Source organism: Streptomyces sp. DF42, assembly GCF_058267695.1.
Window position 1 is genome coordinate 8258906 of the sequence record NZ_CM177859.1, and the last position, 20624, is coordinate 8279529.

Below are 20624 nucleotides of genomic sequence, written 5' to 3' on the forward strand. Positions count from 1 at the left end.
ACCCTTCTCGATCGGTGTCTCCTCGTGCCCGACGCTGGAAGCTCAGTCTTCTCAGTCTGAGGAGACGTCGGCAGGGTGCCGGGCCTCGCGTAGCAGGGCGAGGAACGGCAGCCAGGTGCAGGTCGCGCACCGCTGCCGGACTTGCGCAGGGGTGAACCATCCGGCAGGCCCGCACTCCGAGTCCCGGGGTGGGGCCACCGGCGGATCGGCGAGGCCGGTCTGCGCGGTGAACATCAGCGTGTACGACACTGGGAACGGGTACGGATAACTGTCCTGTGGCTTCTCGTGCAAGGTGAATCGTTGCCATCCGAGCAGCGTCAGTGTCTCGGAAGGTACGAGAAGCCCGGTCTCTTCGCTGATTTCTCTCGCTGCCGCACGCCGGGCGTCCTCGCCCGGGTCGATGTGGCCGCCGGGCACGTCCCAGCCCCGGCCGGGAAGGTTGACGTGCGTCAGCAGCAGGCGGCCTTGAGCTTCGGATACGAGGGCGAAGGCCGCGGTGGTCAGGTGCTGGGGCGGGGAGAAGTCTGCGGGGACCACCTCCATCAGATGCGGCACCGGGATCCATGGGGCGCTGCCGGTGGCGATGACCTCCTCCGTCATAGGTTCGCTCGCAGGGTGTCGACCAGCGTGGTCGTGGAGTACGGCGCAATCCGGTCGATCGCGTGTACGTGTGCCGCGACCTCGACGGCGGACGCCACTTCACTCGGGTACGCGGTGATGCTTGCGCGCGCGGTGGCGAAGACCTGCGGACGCAGGAAGCGGATCTGGCGGTCGGCGGTGGGCTCGTCGTAGAGGAACACCCGGTCGACGCACCTCAGAGCGCCCACGAGGACGGCGCGTTCGCGTTCGCCGACGATGGGCCTGCTCGGGCCTTTGAGGTCCCGGACCGACTGGTCGCTGTTCACCCCGACGACCAAGAGGTCACCCAGCCGGCTCGCCTCCTCCAGGAACGTCAGGTGTCCCGCGTGCAGGAGGTCGAAGCAGCCGGTGGCGAGCACGACGGTCCGTTCGCCGGGGCGGCTGCTGAGCCAGTCCCGGATGTCGTCGAGTGGCACCGGGCCGCTTCCGCCGTCGCGCGGCGCGGTCATCGCGCGACGCCCATGAGCAGGTCCCGCGCCGGTGTCAGCTCGACCCACCGGCCGTCGTCGGCGGCCGAGGCGTAGGCGCCATCGATCACCAGGGAGGTCGTCAAGGACTCGGCCAGCAGCGGTGCCGCCTGTTCCGGGTGCCGTGTCTTGGTCAGGAAGTCGGCGAACATCGCGGCGAACCAGTCGCTGTGCCTGGGGTCGTCGAAGTTCGATCGCAGAGCCGCACGGTGCGGCTGGCCGTTCAGGCTGTACTGGACGTCGTCGTTCTCCACGGTGACCCAGCCGCCGCTGCCGATGATCGAGTAGTAGCTGTTGCGGTAGCCGGCCGACCAGGTCGCATCCAGTTCGATCTGGACGTCGCCGTCGCACCGGATCATCAGCTTCGCGGTGTCCTCCGTGCCGGTGTGCCCGTCGTGGCGCATGGAACCGGTCAGGCAGGACACGGCCAGCGGCGTGCGTCCGGTCAGGTGGGTCGCCAGGTACACGCTGTGCGGGCCGTGGTCGCGGAGGATCCCGCCACCGGCGATGAGCGGATCGCGCCGCCAGTGCGGGTTCCACTCGGGGACGCCGACGGCGTGGCCCTGGCGCAGGGTGCGGAAGCGGGCACTGAGGACGTCGCCGAAGCCGGGGCTGCGGACGACCCGTTCCATCTCCGTCAGGATGGGCGCGAACTTGTAGTTGTGGCAGGGGTAGAAGACCTTGTCCGAGGCCGCGATCTGGTCGAGCACGCGGTCGTAGCGGCCCTCGCGCGGCATCAGCACCGGCTTTTCGCACAGCACGTGCAGACCGTCGCGCAGCCCGCGCTCGATGTAACCGGCGTGGCTGTTGGGCGGCGTGCAGATGTCGACGAAGTCGACAGCCTCGCGGTCGGTCATCTCCTCGTAGGTGGCGTATGCGCGCAGCCCGGCGCTGCGGGCGGCCCCCGCGCGTGCCGGGGTGGGGTCGACGACGGCGATCACGTCGATGCCCGCGGTGTTGCGGTATCCGATGGCGTGACCGGTCGCGATGGTGCCGTAGCCGATGAGGGCGCCCCTCATGATGTACCTCCGTCACAGAGCAGTTGGAGAAGCTGGTCGCGGTGTGCGGTGAGCTGGACGTCCGAGCGCACGCGGTACGTAGGGCAGTTGGCGACCGCCGCGAGCAGCTGCGCGCGCATCCGTCCGTACTGGGTGGAGAAGGCCCGGTAGTCGCCGCCGCACAGGTCCAGCAGGTCCTCTTCGAGCCGGTAGACGTTGAGCCCGAAGCCGAACTGCTCGACGATGCCGGCCGCCTCGTCGGGGGCCAGTTGCTGCACGTCGTGTTCGCCAGGGGCCCGGAAGTCGGCGATCCATACGGCGCGCAGCGGCATCGCGGCGCCCGCGTGGTGGGGGAACACGTCGTACGGGTCGACGAGGCGCTCGCTCGGGTCGAGGGCCGCCGTAGTCGCCGCCTGGTCCAGCCAGGGGCCGGGCCGCATCCGCATGGTGCTCGCGACTCCCTGGACGGCCCCGTCTGCGAGGACCACGTGTGAGTTGGTGATGTACGTCGCGCCGTTGCGGCACAGCCCGGTGACCAGGACGGACTTGCCGGCGCCACCGCGGCCGACGACCAGCGTCGCCCCGTCGCCGACGGCGAGGGCGGCTGCCTTGAGGAAGAGCCCACCCGTGGTGGCGGTGTGGCGAAGGAGCAGATACTTCACGATGTACGGCCAGACCAGCCGTTCCAGGTGGTCCCCCACGAGCACGATCCGGTTGCCCGAGGTGGACATGCGCACCGGGGGCCCGAAATGGTCGGTCACGTAGTAGCCGGAGGCGAAGTTGAGGGCGCGCGCCGTGGTGTCGGCGGGCAGGCCGGGATCGGCCTCCGACAGGCACCACAGTTCCACGTCGGGCACGGTGGCGACCGGCAACCGGGCGGCTCGGCTGAAGTAGCGCAGCGCGGGGAAGTCGGCCTGGTCGCTGGCGATGCGCAGGGTGAGCGGGCCGATACGGACGACCTGATCCGTGCGTAAGGACACGGACCGGAGTAAGGGCGGTTGCGTCATCGTCCTTCCTTTCCCAAGGCCGTGCAGGCCGACCGGAAGGTGCCGGGATCCTGCCGGGCGGTGTCCAGGACGTCGATGCGGTCCACCAGTGCGCGGATCGCCGCGTGCGGCGCGGTGACGGGCCCGGTGTCGTTGCCGGCGAGAAGCCCGGCGACCTCGGCGACGACGAACTGCCGTTCCGCCTCGTCCACCGCGTCGGCCACGGCTCCGAGCGCGTCGTCGAAGCAGCCGTGCCGTCGGCCCGCGATCAGGATCTCGGTGGTCTTGCGGTCGTAGTCGTCCGCGTCGGTGCGACCGGCGCAGCTCAGGTAGTGCTCGACACGGAAATTGACCAGGCCCGGATAGCGGGGCTGCCCGGTGACGGGGTCGAGGTCGGGTGATCGGACCTGCCAGATCTGTCGGTCGGTCCGGTTGTAGGTGCCCAGGTCCGGGTCGGTGACGCCGCGCCCGGCGAGCACCGCCGTCACCTCCGGGCGCGGCGGGAACGGCACCGGGCCCGGCGCGTTGACGTCCCAGGTGTCGGGGTCCAGGTAGCCGTGCAGGCATGTGCGGACCGCGTCTTCGGGGCACAGGACCCCGAGTTCCTCGACTCCGATCTGACCGCGGCAGTAGGCGCCCCGGTCCCCGTGCGATACGGGGGCTTCGCCCGGGGCCTGTGTCTTCTCGAAGTCGACGAGATGGTGCACGGGGCCGTGCACGAGGATGTTGCGGGGGCTCAAATCGCCCCAGAGGATTCCGCGGTCGAGCAGGGCGTCCATCAGATCCCGGTAGTCGCGCAGCAGCGACGTGTGCTCGCCCGGTGCCAGCAGCATCGACTCGGCGGTCTCACCGGGAACCCACTGCAAGATGGCGTAGACGTGCCCGGATGCGCCGTCCCGGATGGTCGCGAGCAGGGGTGCGAGCTGAAGGCGCCTGTCCCGGCCGAAGGTGACCGGGCCGGCCAGCCGGGAGGCGATGGCGCGATAGGCGAACTGTTCCTGGGCGAACCGGCCAGGTTTGGCCGGGTTGGCACGTTTGCTGATCACACGGGTGCCGTCGGGCAGACGCCACGACTTGACGAGGCCCTGGCGCAGACGCGCGTTCGGTCCGGGCACCTCGTGCTGGCTCTCCACGAAGTCCGAGAAACCCGTGCCGAAGTCGTCCAGCAGGGAACCGATCATGTCCCGATGCCCGGGATCAGGTACGTAGGCCCGGGTACGGTCGCCGGCCCCCGTCAGCACCTGTCCCAAGTCGCCCGTGAGGCTCACCTCCGCCGTGCCGGGGCGGGCGAAGCGGAGCCGCCCGATCTCGTGATGCAACCGGGCGCGCTCCCGAGCGCTCTGCGTGGACGCGAGGCGTTCACACAGCCCCACGACGGCGTCGGGCGAGTCCGGCCGCAGGTAGACCGCAACCAGGCGGCAGTCCCCGGTGACCTCACGCAGCCGGGCTGCCACCGTGGCGGCGCGCGCCGGCAGCTCCGCCAGCCGCGCACCGATCAGGGCCTGGATACTGGCTTCGACCCGCCCGGTCGTGTCCCAGGAGTATCCGGGAAGTTGAGCGGCGCGGATCACCGGACACCCGCCCGATCCGACGTCTGCCAGGTGGCGGGAAGCAGCACGGCCGACAGCAGCGCTCCGGACGCGTTCTGCTCGGCCACGCCGACCAGCAGCTTGCCGCCCGCACGGTCGACGCGGTAGCGCAGCCGGACGCGACGTCCCGAGAGCAGGTCACAGGTGTCATGGCCGCCGACAGCGGTCAGCTGTCCATCGGACAGGACCCACTCCGTCCCGATCGCTCCGAAGTCGACCCGGCCGCGCTCGGCCTCCGCGTCGGTCGATTCCGGCAGGCCGACCATGACCGTCACCAGGTCGCCGTCGCGGCGGACCTCGACCGTCCAGGGCGGCGCCGGGCGGCCGGTGTCCAGTTCGATCCGGCTTCCGAGCAGGGGGGTCACGGCGGCGGCGTCGAACCAGTCGGGCAGGAGCAGCGCCTCCTCGTCGACCGGAAGCCGCGCCCAGAAGTCCCACCACAGGCAGCGGGGAAACGGTCCGGTGCCGGCCGGTACGGGCAGTGGATTCCTCCCGAGGAGCACGGTCGAGGCCCAGCCCGCCCAGCTCACCGCGTCCCCCGCGTCCAGCTCCGCGACCAACGCGAGGAACCTCTGCGTATCGAATGCCTCGTGCTGGACCAGGGCGTGCAGGTCGGCCAGCTCGGCCAACTTGACGTACGGCTTGGCGCGATGCGACAGCGACCACATGTTGGTGAAGTTCAAGAAGGCGTGGGCGCAGAGCACGATCGTCAGCAGGCAGGGGTCGGGAACACTGACCCGGCCCACCGTGACGGTGCCGCCGTCGACCAGCTGGCCGTGCCGGATCGGGTGCATCGAGGGAGCGCGGCGCGGCTGATACCAGGTCCCCCGCTCCGGGGGTGTGAGGTCCGCGTGCCGTACCGCGCCGTACCCGGGTACCGGAAGGTAGGCGTGCACGTCGATCTCGACGCCCGCACGGGTGAATTCGCCGAGTTCGTGGAGGAACGGTGCCCGGGTGCGCTCGTAGCCGAGCTGGGTCAACGTCTCGATTAGCGGCCCCCCGTCGTCACAGACCAGGTCGATGTCCCCGCACCGCAGCAGGTGCTTCTGGCCGGTGAGTAGCCCGGTCGCGATCCCCTTCACCACCACCGGCGGTGGCTGCTGCTCGCCGAGCGCTGTCACGATGCGATCGACCGCACGGATGTGTGCCTCGGCGAGCGCCAGGGTGTCGGCATGCATCGCCGCTACGGGCCCACCGAGCCGGTCACGCAGCCATTGCGGCCCGGTGGGAAGGCGCCGGGCCAGACGGCCGCTGAGCGCGTGCTGCACGATCAGATCGAGCAGCACGCGGTCGTCGAAGTCCTGATCCTCCGGGGTGTCGTGTGCATCGGCAGCCCACCGCAGGACCTGCGTGAGGGCGCCCATCACAGCACCACGAACGCGGGGTACGGCGACTGCGGAAACCGCTGGACGCGGTGGCCGGTGAGGTCGATCGCGTTCTTCAGCGCGATGGTCTCGCCGGGGAAGTCCGGGTGCGTCAGCTCGTCGAAGGCCAGGACACTGCCGGCGGGCATGTGCGGGCGCAGCAGCTCCAGGCACGCGCGGGTCGGATCGTGCAGGTCCATGTCGAAGTAGGCGAGCGCCACGATCGTCTGTGGGTTGCGTTCCAGGTAGGCGGCCAGTTGCTCCGGAGCGTCGCCCTTGCACAGCTCGAACCGCTGGATGTGCGCCATCGGCGCTTCGGCCTCGTGCAGGCGCAGGACCTGTTCCAGGTAGTTCTCGTAGCCGGGCGTGACGCTCATGCTGCCCGCGAAGACCCGGTCGGAGTCGCCGTCCTGGGGGGCCGGGTCGAGGAAGCCGGTGAACGTGTCGAACCCGACGATCTTCCGGTACATGTTGGTCGGCTCGTGGCGGGCACGCAGCGCGTTGAACACGGACAGGTGGCGGCCCCAGCGGACACCGAACTCGACGATGATCCCGTGGACGCCGAGGATCTGCTGGTAGAGCTGTTCGAGAGTGAGGATCTCGTTGATGCGCTGCGGGCGCATGAAGACTTCGAGGTGGTCGAGCAGCGCGTCATCGGGGATCGGCCGTTCGGCGAACAGGTCCATGAGCCGGTTTCTGGTCGTCTGCTCCGTGTCGGAGGGCGCGATCAGCCGGGTTGTCGTCACTCGTGGTCTCCTCTAGTTTCGGCCGAACTCGTCGGCGAGTTGCGAAGGAATCTGTGCCGTCGTCGGCGGCAACCGCCGACGGGCACGCTCGCGCCGGGACGAAGGGAGGCGCTTCGGCGTTGATCAGGCGGCTTGCGTTGCGAGCACCGGTTCGAGCGCGGACAGCGCCTGGTTGCAGCCGTGCAGTGCGAACTCGATGTCCTCGCCGGTGTGTGCGGCGGACAGGAACCACTGGTGGCTCGGATGCAGCAGAACCCCGTGCTGCGCCGCCTCGGCGGCGAAGGCCGTGCTCATCCGCTCGCGCATGACCGGATCGGCGTGGGTGAACTGAAGAAACGGCATCGGCGGGTACCCGACCACCCGGGCTGGCACACGATGCTGGTCGACGAGCGCCGACAGGCCGTCCTGGAAGGCGGAGCCGACCTTCCACATCCGCTCGAACGCGTCGGTGTCACGCAGGATCCGGATCGTGGCCAGTGCCGCGGCCATCGGTGCGGGGTCCGCGTAGAACGTCGACGAGATCCGGGTGCGGGCCAAGGTCGACAGCACGTCGGCCCGCCCGACGACGGCGGAGATCGGATGCCCGTTCGCCATGGCCTTGCTGAACGTGCTGACGTCCGCCTGGACGCCCAGGAGTCCCTGAGCACCGGACAGGCCCAGCCGGAACCCCGAACGCATCTCGTCGAGGACGAACAGCGCCCCGTGCTCGTGCGCGATGTCACGGATCTTCTGCAGGTGGCCCTCGGGAGCCGTCTCGTCGCCGAACGGCATCATCAGCACGCACGCCACCTGCCCGGGATGACGGGCGAACGCCTCACGCAGCGTACTGAGATCGCTGTACTCGAACAGCAGCGTGTCGGCGCGGGTCCCTTCCGAAATGCCCGCCGGGATACCTGCCGCCCAGTCGTGCCAGCCGTTGTAGCCCCAGCGGATCACCTTGTCGCGTCCGGTGAAGATCCGGGACAGCCGTACCGCCGTACTCGTCGCGTCGGACCCGGTCTTGAGCAGGTATGCCATCTCCGCGCCGGGCACCACCGAGGTCAGCAGGTCGGTGAGCTCGCTCTGGCGACGGCTCCACAGCGGAGCGATGCAGTTGCCGTTGCGCAGTTCAGCGAGCACCGCCTCGGTCACCCGTTCATCGGCGTGCCCGAGGACAACGGGCCCGTACCCGAGGGTGAAGTCGACGTACCGCCTCCCGTCCAGATCCCACAGGTAAGGCCCGGCAGCCCGACTGAAGTAGCGCGGGTAACGGGTCTGGCCGCTCGCGCACGGTCCGACCACGTCACCTCTGGTAGCAGCCCGCGCATCCGTACGAGCACTCTGGGCGTGCCATCGGTCGTCGAGCGCCATCCCCCCGCCCGTGGCGGTGAACCTCCGCCCAGGGCTGGGAGGGGAACTGCCCGTCACCGGGGCCAGGGACTGCGCCAGGTGCGAAGAGGCCACGGCCTCGTCGGTGGCAGTCATTTCGTTTCCTCCCGGTGTGAAGCGCAGGGCACAGCGATGCCGCTGACCCGGCCAGTTCGGCGGTGCAGGACAAGGGGGCGTGGGCAGGCTCATGGAGTGAGCGCCGGCGCCGGTATGGCATGGGGCTCCAGGCAGTGGATCCAGTCCGCTAAGCGGTCGACCCACCCGCCGGTGGCGACTCCGGTTCGGATCCGGTACATCGGGGTCCGGGCGTTCAGGAGATCCGCCACCGTCCGGACAGGGACGGGATCGGGCTGCCAAGTCCAGCCGGGCAGCCCCCGGTCGGCGGCCGATCCTTAATCAGCCACTCGCCGATGATGGCGCGGGGTCTCGGCCGTTCCAGACGCTGAGCGTCCAGCCCGTACCCGTGGTGTCGAGCCCGCGACACTGCAGAGAATCGGTAGGTTGATCCACTTTCCTCCCCCTTGCTCCTCGTTCGGTGCACGACAGAGAACCGCAAACGGGGGCCGGGGAGTAGTCGTCCGCGCGGTTTACGGGGTGGACGGGGTGTACGCACGCAACTCGGTGTACATACACCAGGTTTCACCCGCGCCAGGTGCCACTCCGGAGCGCCTCACGCTAGCGTCGACAGACGCGTTGTGCGCCCGGAAGGAGTGCCGTGGTGGAGCCACAGCCGGTAGGTGCAGCACCACTTGCCATCCTCCTGACGCAGCTCGGGATGAAACCCGAACAACTCGCCGCGCGAATCAACGAACTGCGTGCCCGTCGCGGGTTATCGCCGCTGCACCTCAAGAGCGCATACCCGTGGATCCGGCCGGTGCCAGTCCGCCCCGACAAGGCCAATCAGGCGGACGCACTCGCCGTCCTCAGCTTCCGAGCCAGACGCCGCGTAACAGCCCAGGAACTGGGCTGGGACGGGCCACGACGCCGCCAGCACAAACCTGTCCGCCCATACCTGGACACCCCCGGCGACGCCGCCTTGCCCGACCTGCTCCATGAGATCAGCAAGGGAGACCCCAACTCCATGGACCGCCGTACCCTCCTCAGCGGTGCCGCTGTCACAGCGCCCGGCCTGGCACTCCTCATGTCCGGCGGGGCTCTGAGAGCCGCACAAGGCGGCGACCGCCTCTCCCTCCGCTTGGTCGCCAGCATCGAAAACGGCGTCCAAGAGCTACGCGACCTGGACGACACCGAAGGCAGCTCCAGCAATCTCGACTGGGCGCACGGACTGTGGCAGAGCGTCGCCCGCGTCGTCATCAACGCCCGTTACCGCAATGGCGAGGCCGACCGCCTGCACACAGCCTTCATCGAGGTCTGTGAGCAGTACGGGTGGATGCTGTTCGACGCGGACCGCCACGCGCAGGCGCAACGCGTCTACCAGACCGGACTACGCCTGGCCCGCGAGGTCGGACCGGCCGGCCCCGCCCGCTTCGCGGCTCACAACCTCCTGGCCTCGGCTGCCTACCAGGCATCCTGGATTGGGCAGCACCAGGAAGCCAAGACACTCCTCGACGTCGCCTCCCACGGCGATCTCCCACCCCGCGTGCGCGCGGTCATTGCCGACCGGGAAATCTTCGCCGCACGACGCCGCGGCGACACCGACGCGCTCAGCAGCGCACGCGACCGGGGCCACGAGCTCCTCCAGGACGCTGGCACAGATGGGCCCTGGTGGTCACAGTGGCTCACTCCACACGCGCTCGATGCAGCGACCGGCCGCGCCTGGCTCGCCGCGCGCAAGCCAGAGGACGCAACGCCCTACCTCAAGCAGCGCTTGGCCATGACCGGCCCTGCCTACCCCCGCGACTACATGCTCGCGTCACTTGACCTGGCCGATACCTATCGCGTCTCGGGCGACGTCGACGCCTGCACCGCACTGGCCCTGCAGGCGGCCCACCTCACCGATGGCGTCGAATCGGCCCGTGTGCTGTCCAGGCTCCGAGAGGTGGCCGCCGCACTGCAACCGTACGAGGACCATCCAGGAGTCCGTGATCTCATGCACGTCGTGTAGAGGGCTCAAAATGCCACACCCGGACAGTTGCCCCTGTTAGGCGGGACGGCCGACCGCCGAGAAGGGCACCGAGCACCTGGTCCAGAGCCTGGCGCCGATCCCGGGTATTGAGTTGAGCGTCGCGCCCTCAGGAGCCCAGTTCCACGCCCTGTCACCGCTGTTGTAGCGGCCGGGATACCGGCCCGCTACCTCGGCTGGCTCCGCCGTCCCCAGCTGTGGCGGGCGTTCACCGAGCACGATGTGCCGGTGATGCCCTCGACCACCCTGGAGGGATACGCTCCATGCGCGAAACTCGACAAGCTGATACGCGACAGCTGGCTTGCCTAGTGAACAGAGGGCAGATGTCACATCCCGGCCGCATACACGGGTCCGGCCCGCCGGGTCAGCAGCACCTGCTGGCCCTTGGGACTGTCGCGCAGCAGGATCAGGTGTACGTCGACCGGAAGTGTGAACCGCCCAGCGGCGGCCTGCCCGCTCACGCGGTTCCTCCCGGGCGGCGGGCCAGCAGCACCGTGAATTCGACCTGCTCGGTCAACCGCCCGTTCTCATCGGCGTGTCCTTCGAGCAGGTGCAGCGCCTCCGCTTCGAACTCGGCGTGCCGCTCGGCGAACAGGTCGGCTCGGGCGAACGAGGTGGTGCGCAGATAGCCGATCACTTGCTGCGGCGTCCAGGCCCGGGGGAAGCGGAAGAGGTGCTGGCTGACGTCGCTGAAGGCGGAGTCGGCGAGGTCGTCCTCGTAACGGCGGCTTGGCTGGTTGTAGGTGCCGCAGCTGCCGATACGGCGGCCAGGCCCGAGATAGGACTGGATCAAGCCCTTCAACGCGCCTGTCCAGTCGGCTTCGTGGGTCCACAGGCTGCCGTCACCCATGAGTGCGAGCGTTGCGTGCGGGGCTGCGACCCGGGTGGCCATCGCCAGTACGGCGGGGCGGTTCATCCAGTGGAAGGCCCGGCAGCAGGTAATCAAGGCAGCCCCGTAGTGAGGCCGTTGAGGGTTGAACTGGTCGGCCGGGCCTTCGTGGCAGGACAGAGCGCGGTTCCCCAACAGAGGGTGGAGGGTGACGACGGCTTCACGGAGTTGGGCCCGGCTGGGGTCGACCAGATCCACGTGAGTAATACGGGGAAGCGCTGGGAGGAGAGCTGCGGCAACTTGCCCGGTGCCTGCTCCGAGGTCGAGCAGCGTCACGTCCGGTACGCCCTTCACGGCGTCGGCCAGTAGCCACGCAACCTGCTCGGGTACACCCGGCCGGAAGCGGGCGTACTCGTCGGCCGCCGCGCCGAACAGCAGATCTTCGCCATCCGGAGCCGGAATGGGTGGGTGATCGGCGGGTGTGTTCACTGCGGGTCCCCTTTCACCGGGCGTTTGTCGCGGAGCGTCCAGCACAGCTCGTTACGGCCGGATCCGGCGACCGCCCACTGCTTTCCGTCCGCAGAGAACTCGATCCGGTACGCGTCGGGTTCGCCGGCCGCCTGCCACTGGGCCGCGATCTCTTCGATCTCGTGCCAGATGCCGCGAGGCCCGAACTCTGTGACTGAGCACGTGCCGTCACCATCCGGGCTCACGCGCACCCAGGAGCCGCACTCCGGAGCGCCGATCTGAAGGTGCTCGGCGCCGAAGTTACAGACCAGTCCAGGCCGAAGGTGATCGAGGGCCAGCCAGAATCCACGCGCCTCTCGGGGTGGTGGCAGGCGGTGCCCGCGTACGGTCACACCTTCGGCAGTGGCCATCTCCTCGCGGAACGCGGCGGACAGGAAGAGACGGTCCCAGCCCCACCCGGCGCGGTGCCCGAACTCGACCGCCCGCAGCTCTCCCTCGATGCGTCCCTGAGCGGTTTTCGTGATCACAGCCAATCCCGGCCACGACGGCGAGCTGGTGCCGACAGTCGCCAGCGATAACCCCTGCGGCGCGAGCTGTTCCACCAGCGCCGACGGCACACGAGGCACGGCGAACGAGACGAACACCCGGTCATACGGCGCCCGGTCGGGCCAGCCCGCCTTGCCATCTCCCGTCACCACGGTGGGCCGGTAGCCGAGGTCGGCGAGGTGGGTGGCGGCGGCCGAGGTGACGTGTTCGTCGCGGTCGATGGTGACGACCCCGGCGTCGCCGCTGAGGAAGCAGGCCACCGCAGCGGTCACGGCGGCGCCCGTGCCGACATCCAGCACCTGCTGCCTAGGCTCCAGATCCAGTTCCTGCAGGAGCCCGGCGGTCATCCCCGTCACGCTCGACATGGACGTCATCGCCCCGCCCGAGAGCGTGCCACGCGCCCGGCCCAGGAGCGGTTCACGGTCATGCTGGATGGCGACGCTGTCCCCGCTGTAGAGCACGTGCAACAGTTCGTCCCGGTCCTCGGGCGCCGACCAGTCCAGCAGATCCCAGCGTGGTGGGGTCTCGTCCGGTGCGCTGCGTCGTACGTACGCCTGCGGCATCAGTACCTGGCGGGGCAGCGCCAGAAGTGCCTCGGACACCTGGCCCGGGGGCAGATGCCCGGCCTCGTGGAGGCGGGCGACCATGGCCGCACGGGCTCTCGCCGCGGCGGCGTCGTCCACGGCTGGGGCGGGTTTGGGCATGGTGGCGATCTCCTCAAGAAGGCGAGAGGAAAAGGACAAGGGTCAGGTCCAGCCGAGTTCGGTGTAGAGGCGGCCGCGCCGGATGCCGTCGATGGCGGCCCGGGTGTAGGCAACGGTCGGCTCCGGCAGAGCGTCGGCGGGCCACCAGCCCCAGCTGACGCACTTGTCCGGCTCGAGGACCCGGGGTTCGCCTTGCCATCGGTGGGCTCGGAAGACCAGCTGGAGGCGCGGCTGTGCGCCGGGGGAGTCGACGAGGTGGACGACGTGCACGAGTTCGACGTCCTCAGCCTTGATCACCAACCCGGCCTCCTCCCAAGCCTCCCGGATCAGGCAGGCGATGGCGGATTCCCGTTCGCAGTGACCGGCCAGGAAGTGGTGCTCCAGGGGCGCGTAGGCGGAGTCGGGATGCCGCAACCCGAGCAGGATCTCGCCGTCCCGTTCCAGGTACAGATGGACGCCGATAACGTTCGGCACCGTCTTCGTGTCGGCATCGCGTAGGCGCAGCACCGGCAACGCGTCGGCGGCACCACCGTTTGGGCGTGGGGCCTCCTGGTGATGGCGGATGACGGCCGTGGTGCCGGGGTCCATGGTCAGATGCGGGAGCTGCTCGGCATCGGTGAAGCGCAGCATGATCCCCTCGGTGAGGGGCAGCAGGGCGGGGTCGCCGTCCCACGTCCCGGTGTACACCTGGACCCGGCTGGTGGTCCGGCCGTCGGCGTCGGTGTCCTCGACGACGGCGAGCGGGACGAGGTCGGGGATGTGCAGGCTGGCCTCTTCCATCAGTTCGCGGGCGATCGTGTCGTCGAGGCTTTCGCCGGGTTCGGGATGGCCTCCGGGCAGGGACCATTGTCCGGCGCAGCTGATGTTTTTGTTGGCGTCCCGCAGATGCAGCAGGTAGTGGCCGTCCGCGTTGACGAGCAGCGCCGCCGTGGTCGTGGTAACGGCTGATGCGGTCACGGAATCCTCCATCGGAACGGCGGGCAAGTGGTGGGGTCGTCGAGCCCCGGGGGCCGGGGCGCGACGTAGTTGGGTCAGCGGTCGGTGGACAGGGCCAGAAGTTCGGCGAACAGGCCGCCGCCGTGGGCGAGTTCGTCGTATGTTCCGTGTTCGGCGATCCGGCCGTGTTCCATCACAATGATCCGGTCGGCGATCTTGGTGTTGACCAGCTGGTGGGTCACCACGATCGTGATCCGGCCTGCCGCGATGGTCTTGATCTCTTCCAGGATGGCGTGCTCCCCGCGGGCATCCATCTGACTGGTCGGCTCGTCCAGGATCAGCAGGCTTGACCTGCGATACAGGGCCCGCGCGCACGCCAAGCGCTGCCACTGCCCGCCGGAGAGTTCCGTCCCGCCCCACAGCTCCCGGGCCAGCAGCGTGTCCAGGCCGCCGGGGAGTTCCTCGACGGCGTCCCGCAGCCCGACCTCCTCCAGGGCCCGCCACACCAGGTCGTCGCCCGCCTCGCGGGGCTGGCCAAGGGTGACGTTGTCGCGGACGGACAGCGGCCACTGCGCGAAGTTCTGCGGCACCAGCCCGGACAGGTCCCACAGGCTGTCGGGGTCGAGGTCGGCGACATCGCGGCCGTTCCAGGAGACCATGCCCTTGTCGGCCAGGAAGATGGCGGCGAGCAGCCGGGTAAGGGTGGACTTCCCCGAGCCGTTCTCGCCGACCACGGCGAGGATTTCGCCGCTGCGCACCGTCAGCGACACTCCCGCCACGGCCGGAGTCTCCTTGCCCGGATACCGGTACACGACCTCGTCCAGGCGGATCTCCTCCACCGGCCGGCTCGGCGTGAACTCGCCCCGGTTGGGAGCGCGTTCGGCGGCGTAGTCGAGAAAGCCGCCCATGTCCGCGAGGTAGAGGGAGGTGTGGAACATGGCTGCGCCGTAGATGACGAGCTGACTGAGGGCGGCGAGCGCGGTCTGCACCGCGACGACCGCGGTCGCGGCGATTGCCGGCTCGATCCGTCCGCTTGCCGCCAGCCAGGCCAGCCCCGCCCAAGTCGCGACGAGGAAGATGCCGCCGATCGCCGAACTGACCAGCACGATCCGCAACATCTTCGGCGCCGCAGCGAGGGTGCGCGCGTCGATCCGCTCCGAGATCGACCGGTACCAGAACACCAGGTACGAGGTCATGCCGTTGGCGCGGATCTCATCGGTGAACTTCACGCTGGTCGCCCAGCCGCGCAGATTCTGCCGAACATTGCGGTCGCCCACGTTGGCGTAGTGGGTCTCGTAGCTGACACGGGCGTGCAGGACGGCGCCCACGCCGGCGGGGACGACGGCGAGCAGCAACAGCGGCAGCAAGAGCGGGTGCAGCACCGACAGCACCCCGCTCGCGCTGACCATACGCACGACAGCGGCGGTGAACCGGGTGGCGTCCTGCACCATCACGTGGCTGCGGACCACCCCCATCTCCGCCGCCTCTTGCCGGTCCGCGCAGCCGTCCTCCGCCCGCGCGGCGGCCTCCATCCGGCACACCGCCGCCACCAGGGCGCAGTCGGACTCGGTCGTCAACCGCGGGGTGATCCGGCCGTCCGCGTATGAGGACAGCGCGGTCGCCACCCGCCCTGCCGCTGACGCACAGGTGATGACCAGCAGGGCCGGCAGCGCCTGGTGGAGCCGGTCGGCCACCTCGCCGTTGGCCAGGATCCAGCGCATCGCACGGGATGTGGCGGTGAGCAGAACGGCGGCACTGATGCCGATGGCCAGTTGGCAGCTCGCCAGCAGAAGCACGGCCCGCCGGTCGATCACCCACGCCATCCGCGCGGTCTGCGCCAGCACCGACGGGAGCCGCCGGCACATTTGCGCAAACGATGCGTCTGTCAGGGGATTCTTGGCGTGCCGGCCGCCGTAGCGTAGCTCGGCAGGCGGTGGAGGCGGCAACCGGCGCGGCGCCGCCGTATCAGGCGCCGGAGAGGCGGGCTCCGGGCTCACCGGCCACCTCCCCTCGCCCTGTCCGTAAACCGTGAGGCAGACGCAAACGGCCATGAGGCCGTCGGGAGCTCATTCGGGGCAGCCTGAACGACAGGCAACTGGGCACCTCCAGCACCGACTTGGGGGGATGGCTGATGATGACCGGAACAACGACGCGACGTCCGTCTTCGAACGCACGTGTTTGAGTCGTATTCCCAGCCGCCCAATCTCGCGGTCCGCACGCTCGTGGCCGTTGATTCAAGCGGGTCCACCACATGGCGGCGGTGGCCGAAACACCGATGGCCGATACAGATGAGGCCGATGAGGTGAGTGGGATGACGGCATGTTCGGGGCGCGATCGAGCTCGGAGCGGCTTGATCAGCATGGCGGGCCGACCGGTTAGGCATTGGCGCGTCCGCGGCGGAGATCTTCACTTGGCACCGTCTCTCCTGCTAGTCGGGGAACTTCATTCCGAGGGCCACGAGTTGCTGATGTCGCTCCGGTATGAGTTTCCCTTTCCGGTGTTTCTGGACGCATGTGTTCATCCAGCTGCGCGGGCGAAGAAGGACGGGCTTTTCGATCACATAGTTGCTTGGGATGTTCAGGTGTCCATGCTCGGTCTTGAACTCGGTGACTGCCTTTATATGGAGGTCCCAGCGGAATTGCAGCGAGTCCCAGACGAAGCCTATGCGGTCGAGTGTTCTGTGCTGCTCGGGAGTTAGGCGGTCCGGATGCGTACGGAATCCGGAAACCTGCTGGCCGATGCTTCGACCGCGCAGGACGTAGGTCTGGGGTATGTCGAGGTGGCCATTCCAGATCATGAACTCGCGGCAGTCTGAGACGAATTGATTCCAGACGTACTCGGCCCGGTCCCAGATGAATCCCTCCGCGTTGAGTGCCGCTACCTTGGCATTCGGCACCTGTCCGTATCTGTAGGAGGTGCGCAGGCTGGCATATATCTGGCCGAGCGTGTACTCGCGGTCGCCACTCTTGGCGACGTAGGTTTTCGGGACGTCCAGGTGGCCGTATTCTCTCTTGAATTCCCTTAGCTCGTGGATCAGTTCCTGTAGTTTCTGATCGGGAACTGACCAAGTCATCCCGAGGGCTTCCCATTCCTCGATCTGGGAAGGCGAGAGCTTGCCCAGCCGGTGGAGTTTGCGCAGGTACGCGATCCAGCGCCCCAGGCCCAGTCCGGTGGGGGTGCGGTAGTCCTCGTGGACACGAAGGTCCCCATGCTCGGCCCGGTAGGTCTCAGCGGCCTGGAGGTATTCGGGCCAGACAGTGGTGGCCGCGCGAACCGTCCGTACGGTGATGGCGTCGGCGAAGTCCGGAGGGACGGGAATGCCGGTGAAAGAGAGCCAGTCGGGCAGCTCGCCTTCGGTGCCGGCGCCGAGCCGAACCCTTCCGGTAGCGGTGGGGGTGGCGAGGGAGCGGCGGGCGGTCTCGAGTTCTTGGTGCAGTGTCTCGTCGTGTGAAGCGAGGGCCCGCACCGTCTGCCAGACCGGACCGAAGGGGGTGGAGCTCAGCGCGGTTTCGGGATCCTGGTCCTGCTGGAGGAAGACCGGCACCATGATGGTCGCGGTTTTGGGCCGGCTGCGGTCGCTGAGCCGCATGGCCCGGCCGGTCCCCTGGATGGTGTCGATCGTGCTTCGCGGGCTGAGGAAGCAGACGGCGTCCACGGCAGGGACGTCGACTCCTTCTGACAGGACGCGGGCGTTGGAGACGACGATCAGGCCGTCTTCCTGCCCGGCGAGCCGGTCCAGCGCCTTTCGCCGCTGGGCGACGGTCTGGTTGCCGTGGACGTGCTCGGCGGCCAAGGCGGTAGGGCGCTGGTCGGGGGGCAGGAGAGCGTGGGCGCGGGGCAGGAGCGTGGCGAACCACTTCGCCTCGGCGATGCTGCCGTGATAGGTGATCATGCGCCTGATGCCGTGCTCGTGGGCGGCGCGCAGCACGGCGAGCTGCTTGGCGAGCATGGGGGCGGCCACGGCGGTCCTGCCGATGCGCAGGAAGGCATCGTCCCGGCCGAGCAGCTGGTGGGCCTCGCTGCTGGTGACTACGGGGACCACGAGGCGGTAGCGGGCCAGTAAGCCGAGGTCGATGGCGGTCGCGAAAGGCAGCCGGTAGGCGACCGGGCCGTACAGGCGTTCGTCCGCCATGCTGATGACGTCCTCGCCCTCGCCGTCGAGGATCCGGGGCGTTGCGGTGAGATACAGGCGGCGGCGCGCCGTGATGATGTCGTCGTAGTGGATGGCCGCCCAGGCTTTGGTTGCGGCGCCCGCGGTGCGGTGGGCCTCGTCGATCACGGCGATGTCCGGAGGCGCCATGCGGTGGTGGGCCTGGGCCTGGGCCAGGATGTGGAGGCTGGCGTAGGTGCAGGCGATGGTGAGCGGCCCGGGGTCTTTGGCGAGGGCCGCCAGCTGGGCGGCGTCGTTGGCGACTTGGGCCTCGGTGCTGGTGAGTTCGTCCTGCAGTCCGGTGCGGTGGGCGGAGAGGACCTCGCGGTCCGAGCAGACCGCGATGATGCGGCCCAGCCGGTGTCGGCCGAGCTGGTGTGCCCATTCCATCATCGTCTGGCGGACTAGTTCCAGGGTGGGGACGACCACTAGGCGGCGCCGGGAACCGATCTCGGCGACCTGGCCCGCGACTTCGGCGCCCACCCGCGTCTTGCCTGTCCCGCACGCCATCACTGCGGTGACCCGGCTGGAGTCGATCAGGGTTTTGGCCAGGATGTCCACGGCCTCCTGCTGGTGCGGAAACAGCGGGGGTGAGGTCTGGAGCTGATTCACGGTCGGTCGGTTCCTCGATGTCGTCGAAGAGGGATCGGAAGGCACTCGTTCAGCGGGTAGGGCCTGTCGTCCCGCCGCCCCGCCGCGTCAGGCGGGCAACCAGCCGGGACTTCGGGGCACAGCAGGGGCGTCTTCGCGTCCCGTCGGCCCCGGTTATACGGCGGTGCTGAGGATCTGTTGCACGGCGTGCAGCTCGAAGGTGGCGATGACGAGCGCCGATTGGCACCACGTGCAGACCGTTACCCCAGTTGGTCCGGATGAAATTCTTCGCTGCCGCGGCGCCTGGCGACGGCTGCCTGTGTGCGTCGACACGAGATGCCGTGCGCTCGCTCCAGCCAGCGCAGCAGCTCCTGTAACTGGCTGACCAGCACCAGCAGGTGTTCGTACGCGAGGTCCGCCCGCGGCCGGGAGTTGGAGCGGGCCTCGGTCCGCTCAATCAGCTCGTGGAGTTCGGAGCGTTCCCTGTCGCCGAGCGCTGCGGCGAGGGTGCGGGCGTGCGGGATCAGGGTGGGGGCGAGCTCCTTCAGTGTGGTGAGAGTGTCGGCGACGGCACGTGGGGCGGAGACGATGCCCCGGTTCGCGATGCTGTCCAGCTCCCGTCGCGCCTCGACCAACAGCGCGGACACGTCCGTGTCGGTCGTACGTACGGCGGGAGTTGTGCTGGTCATGGAGGTGCTCCGTGTCGGTTGAGTGGGAGATGGGGTGGGAAGGTCGTGGCGCGTGATCTGTTCCACGGTCAGCCGCGCTGTCGGCAGGCTCCACTCGACGGGTGGAGCTTGGACAGGCGGCAGGTTCTGGAGACAGATAGGCGGTCGGGGTTCCCCGCAGTTGGTTGTGGTGTTTGAGGGCGCGGGTGCCTGGGAGTTAGGCGGCTGTGCTGGTGGGGAGGAAGAGCGAGGTTTTGGCGGCGAGTCGTTCGGACCACTGGATGGGAGGGTCGCCGAGCTCGGTTTCGGCTAGGCGTTGGCGCTGGACCTCGCCGGTTCCGGCGGGGGAGTAGTTGTGCTGAACGTCCCGCCAGAGCCGCTGGAGGGGGTAGTCCGTTCGCAGGGCGTGGGCGCCGTGCAGTTCCATGGCGTCCTGGCCGGATTCGACGGCCCATTTGTGGTTGAGGTACTTGGAGTTGATGAGTTCGCCGTCGCAGCTCTGGCCGTGGTCGAGCATGTGTACGGCCTGGTGGGCGAGTTCGCGGCAGGCCATCAGCCGGGACTTCATGGCACCGATCCGGTCACGCAGGACGGGAAGGTCGGCGAGGGTGCCGTTGTAGCGGCGGCGTCCCTCAAGGAAGCTGGCGGCGCATTCCATGATCGCTTCGTGGAGGCCGAGGGATACCGCGGCGAGGTTGGGCCGGCCGTAGAGGATGCTGCTGCTGTAGGCGATGTCTTTGCCGTCGCCTACTTCGCCGATCACGTTGGCTTCGGGTATTCGTACGCCGTCGAAGGTGAGCTTGCCGAAGCTGAAGCCGTGGAGGCCGAGGGCGGGCCGGTGCGGTTCGACGGTCAGTCCGGCGCGGTCGTGTTCGACGAGGAAGGCGGTCAGGGCGCGGGAGCCGGCCTTCTCGGCGGAGGCAGTGCGGGCCACGACGCAGTGGACGTGGGCGATGTGGCTGTTGCCGATGTGGACCTTGCTGCCGTCGATGATCCAGTCGCTGCCGTCGCGGCGGGCGGTGGTCTCCATGCCGAGCACATGGCTGCCGGTCTCCTCTTCGGTCACCGCGATCGACAGCAGCGTGTCCCCAGAGGAGATCTGGGGCAACAGCAGGGCCTTCTGCTCGTCGCTGCCGAAGTGGATGATCATCGATACGGGCAGCTGGCTCGCCTGCAGGACGGCGCCGGCCGCGCCCGAGGCCCGCGCCACGCTCTGGATCATGAGGGTCTTGGCGAGATGTCCCGCATGCAAACCGCCGTACTGGCGCGGGATCGTGGCGCCGAACCATCCCTGCTCGGCCATGAGCAGGGCCAGGTCGCGTTCCACGGCGTGAGGGGAGGACTCCATGCGCTGGACTCGGGGGGCGACTTCCGCAGCGGCGAACTCGTCGAACTGCTGGACCAGGGCTTCGTAGTCGGGCGTGACCGGAGTCGTGGACGACATCGTGGGCATCGTTGTCTCCCCCTCGGGGTGGTGGTCGCGGGTGTTGCG

General features: G+C 68.9%; 17 protein-coding genes and 1 pseudogene. 2 read left to right on the forward strand and 16 right to left on the reverse strand.

What is annotated here, in order from left to right:
- Nucleotides 1-51: 51 nt before the first annotated feature.
- From ACYUED_RS37960 to ACYUED_RS37995, 8 genes are all read right to left on the reverse strand, one after another.
- Nucleotides 52-600 carry an NUDIX hydrolase gene (locus ACYUED_RS37960; RefSeq protein ID WP_107446606.1) on the reverse strand — a complete coding sequence of 183 codons (549 nt, stop codon included), beginning with the start codon at nt 598-600 and terminating at the stop codon, nt 52-54.
- Nucleotides 597-1088: an adenylyltransferase/cytidyltransferase family protein gene (locus ACYUED_RS37965; RefSeq protein WP_107446607.1), complete on the reverse strand. Its 492-nt coding sequence runs from the start codon at nt 1086-1088 to the stop codon at nt 597-599. Before ACYUED_RS37965 ends, ACYUED_RS37960 begins: the two co-directional genes overlap by 4 nt.
- Nucleotides 1085-2125: a Gfo/Idh/MocA family protein gene (locus ACYUED_RS37970; RefSeq protein ID WP_491288969.1), complete on the reverse strand. Its 1041-nt coding sequence runs from the start codon at nt 2123-2125 to the stop codon at nt 1085-1087. The genes ACYUED_RS37965 and ACYUED_RS37970 overlap by 4 nt, the downstream gene beginning before the upstream one ends.
- Nucleotides 2122-3084 (reverse strand): hypothetical protein, encoded by a 963-nt coding sequence (locus tag ACYUED_RS37975; protein ID WP_491288970.1) that lies wholly within the window; start codon nt 3082-3084, stop codon nt 2122-2124. Before ACYUED_RS37975 ends, ACYUED_RS37970 begins: the two co-directional genes overlap by 4 nt.
- Nucleotides 3085-3107: 23 nt before the next feature.
- Complete coding sequence (locus ACYUED_RS37980; RefSeq protein ID WP_491288971.1) at nt 3108-4661, reverse strand: hypothetical protein; 1554 nt, start codon at nt 4659-4661, stop codon at nt 3108-3110.
- Nucleotides 4658-6043 carry a nucleotidyltransferase family protein gene (locus ACYUED_RS37985; protein WP_491288972.1) on the reverse strand — a complete coding sequence of 462 codons (1386 nt, stop codon included), beginning with the start codon at nt 6041-6043 and terminating at the stop codon, nt 4658-4660. The genes ACYUED_RS37980 and ACYUED_RS37985 overlap by 4 nt, the downstream gene beginning before the upstream one ends.
- Complete coding sequence (locus ACYUED_RS37990; protein ID WP_216825635.1) at nt 6043-6789, reverse strand: class I SAM-dependent methyltransferase; 747 nt, start codon at nt 6787-6789, stop codon at nt 6043-6045. The genes ACYUED_RS37985 and ACYUED_RS37990 overlap by 1 nt, the downstream gene beginning before the upstream one ends.
- A 123-nt stretch (nt 6790-6912) precedes the next feature.
- Nucleotides 6913-8253, reverse strand: coding sequence for an aspartate aminotransferase family protein (locus tag ACYUED_RS37995; protein WP_491288973.1), 1341 nt, complete (start codon nt 8251-8253; stop codon nt 6913-6915).
- Nucleotides 8254-8872: 619 nt separating this feature from the next.
- On the opposite strand from ACYUED_RS37995, the gene ACYUED_RS38000 reads away from it, so the two are divergent.
- Together ACYUED_RS38000 and ACYUED_RS38005 are read left to right on the forward strand one after the other, a co-directional pair.
- Nucleotides 8873-10222 carry an NsdA family TPR-like regulatory protein gene (locus tag ACYUED_RS38000; protein ID WP_491288974.1) on the forward strand — a complete coding sequence of 450 codons (1350 nt, stop codon included), beginning with the start codon at nt 8873-8875 and terminating at the stop codon, nt 10220-10222.
- Between the two features lie 40 nt (nt 10223-10262).
- Nucleotides 10263-10492, forward strand: a pseudogene (locus tag ACYUED_RS38005) (glycosyltransferase); the annotation flags it as partial.
- A gap of 74 nt (nt 10493-10566) precedes the next feature.
- Here the strand turns inward: ACYUED_RS38005 and ACYUED_RS38010 are convergent.
- From ACYUED_RS38010 to ACYUED_RS38045, 8 genes are all read right to left on the reverse strand, one after another.
- Nucleotides 10567-10701, reverse strand: a complete 135-nt coding sequence (locus ACYUED_RS38010) for a hypothetical protein (protein ID WP_269647814.1) — start codon at nt 10699-10701, stop codon at nt 10567-10569.
- On the reverse strand, nt 10698-11558 hold the full coding sequence (locus ACYUED_RS38015; RefSeq protein WP_491288975.1) for a class I SAM-dependent methyltransferase: 861 nt from the start codon (nt 11556-11558) through the stop codon (nt 10698-10700). Before ACYUED_RS38015 ends, ACYUED_RS38010 begins: the two co-directional genes overlap by 4 nt.
- The gene (locus ACYUED_RS38020) at nt 11555-12787 is read right to left on the reverse strand and encodes a protein-L-isoaspartate O-methyltransferase family protein (RefSeq protein WP_491288976.1); all 1233 of its coding nucleotides are present in this window, start codon (nt 12785-12787) and stop codon (nt 11555-11557) included. The genes ACYUED_RS38015 and ACYUED_RS38020 overlap by 4 nt, the downstream gene beginning before the upstream one ends.
- Nucleotides 12788-12829: 42 nt before the next feature.
- Nucleotides 12830-13744: an NUDIX hydrolase gene (locus ACYUED_RS38025; protein WP_491288977.1), complete on the reverse strand. Its 915-nt coding sequence runs from the start codon at nt 13742-13744 to the stop codon at nt 12830-12832.
- Nucleotides 13745-13818: 74 nt separating this feature from the next.
- Nucleotides 13819-15588, reverse strand: a complete 1770-nt coding sequence (locus ACYUED_RS38030) for an ATP-binding cassette domain-containing protein (RefSeq protein ID WP_491288978.1) — start codon at nt 15586-15588, stop codon at nt 13819-13821.
- A gap of 563 nt (nt 15589-16151) precedes the next feature.
- Nucleotides 16152-18485, reverse strand: coding sequence for a helicase associated domain-containing protein (locus tag ACYUED_RS38035; protein WP_491288979.1), 2334 nt, complete (start codon nt 18483-18485; stop codon nt 16152-16154).
- A 239-nt stretch (nt 18486-18724) separates the two neighbouring features.
- Nucleotides 18725-19153, reverse strand: coding sequence for a hypothetical protein (locus tag ACYUED_RS38040; protein ID WP_491288980.1), 429 nt, complete (start codon nt 19151-19153; stop codon nt 18725-18727).
- 196 nt (nt 19154-19349) lie between these two features.
- A complete protein-coding gene (locus tag ACYUED_RS38045) occupies nt 19350-20585 on the reverse strand; it encodes an acyl-CoA dehydrogenase family protein (RefSeq protein WP_491288981.1) in 1236 nt (411 codons plus the stop codon).
- Between the last annotated feature and the right edge of the window lie 39 nt (nt 20586-20624).

Excerpts from the sequence above, each read along its gene's own strand:
- ACYUED_RS37960 (WP_107446606.1), bottom strand. The coding sequence starts at position 600 with ATGACGGAGGAGGTCATCGCCACCGGCAGCGCCCCATGGATCCCGGTG.
- ACYUED_RS37965 (WP_107446607.1), bottom strand. The coding sequence starts at position 1,088 with ATGACCGCGCCGCGCGACGGCGGAAGCGGCCCGGTGCCACTCGACGAC.
- ACYUED_RS37970 (WP_491288969.1), bottom strand. The coding sequence starts at position 2,125 with ATGAGGGGCGCCCTCATCGGCTACGGCACCATCGCGACCGGTCACGCC.
- ACYUED_RS37985 (WP_491288972.1), bottom strand. The coding sequence starts at position 6,043 with ATGGGCGCCCTCACGCAGGTCCTGCGGTGGGCTGCCGATGCACACGAC.
- ACYUED_RS37995 (WP_491288973.1), bottom strand. The coding sequence starts at position 8,253 with ATGACTGCCACCGACGAGGCCGTGGCCTCTTCGCACCTGGCGCAGTCC.
- ACYUED_RS38020 (WP_491288976.1), bottom strand. The coding sequence starts at position 12,787 with ATGCCCAAACCCGCCCCAGCCGTGGACGACGCCGCCGCGGCGAGAGCC.
- ACYUED_RS38030 (WP_491288978.1), bottom strand. The coding sequence starts at position 15,588 with ATGTGCCGGCGGCTCCCGTCGGTGCTGGCGCAGACCGCGCGGATGGCG.
- ACYUED_RS38040 (WP_491288980.1), bottom strand. The coding sequence starts at position 19,153 with ATGACCAGCACAACTCCCGCCGTACGTACGACCGACACGGACGTGTCC.
- ACYUED_RS38045 (WP_491288981.1), bottom strand. The coding sequence starts at position 20,585 with ATGCCCACGATGTCGTCCACGACTCCGGTCACGCCCGACTACGAAGCC.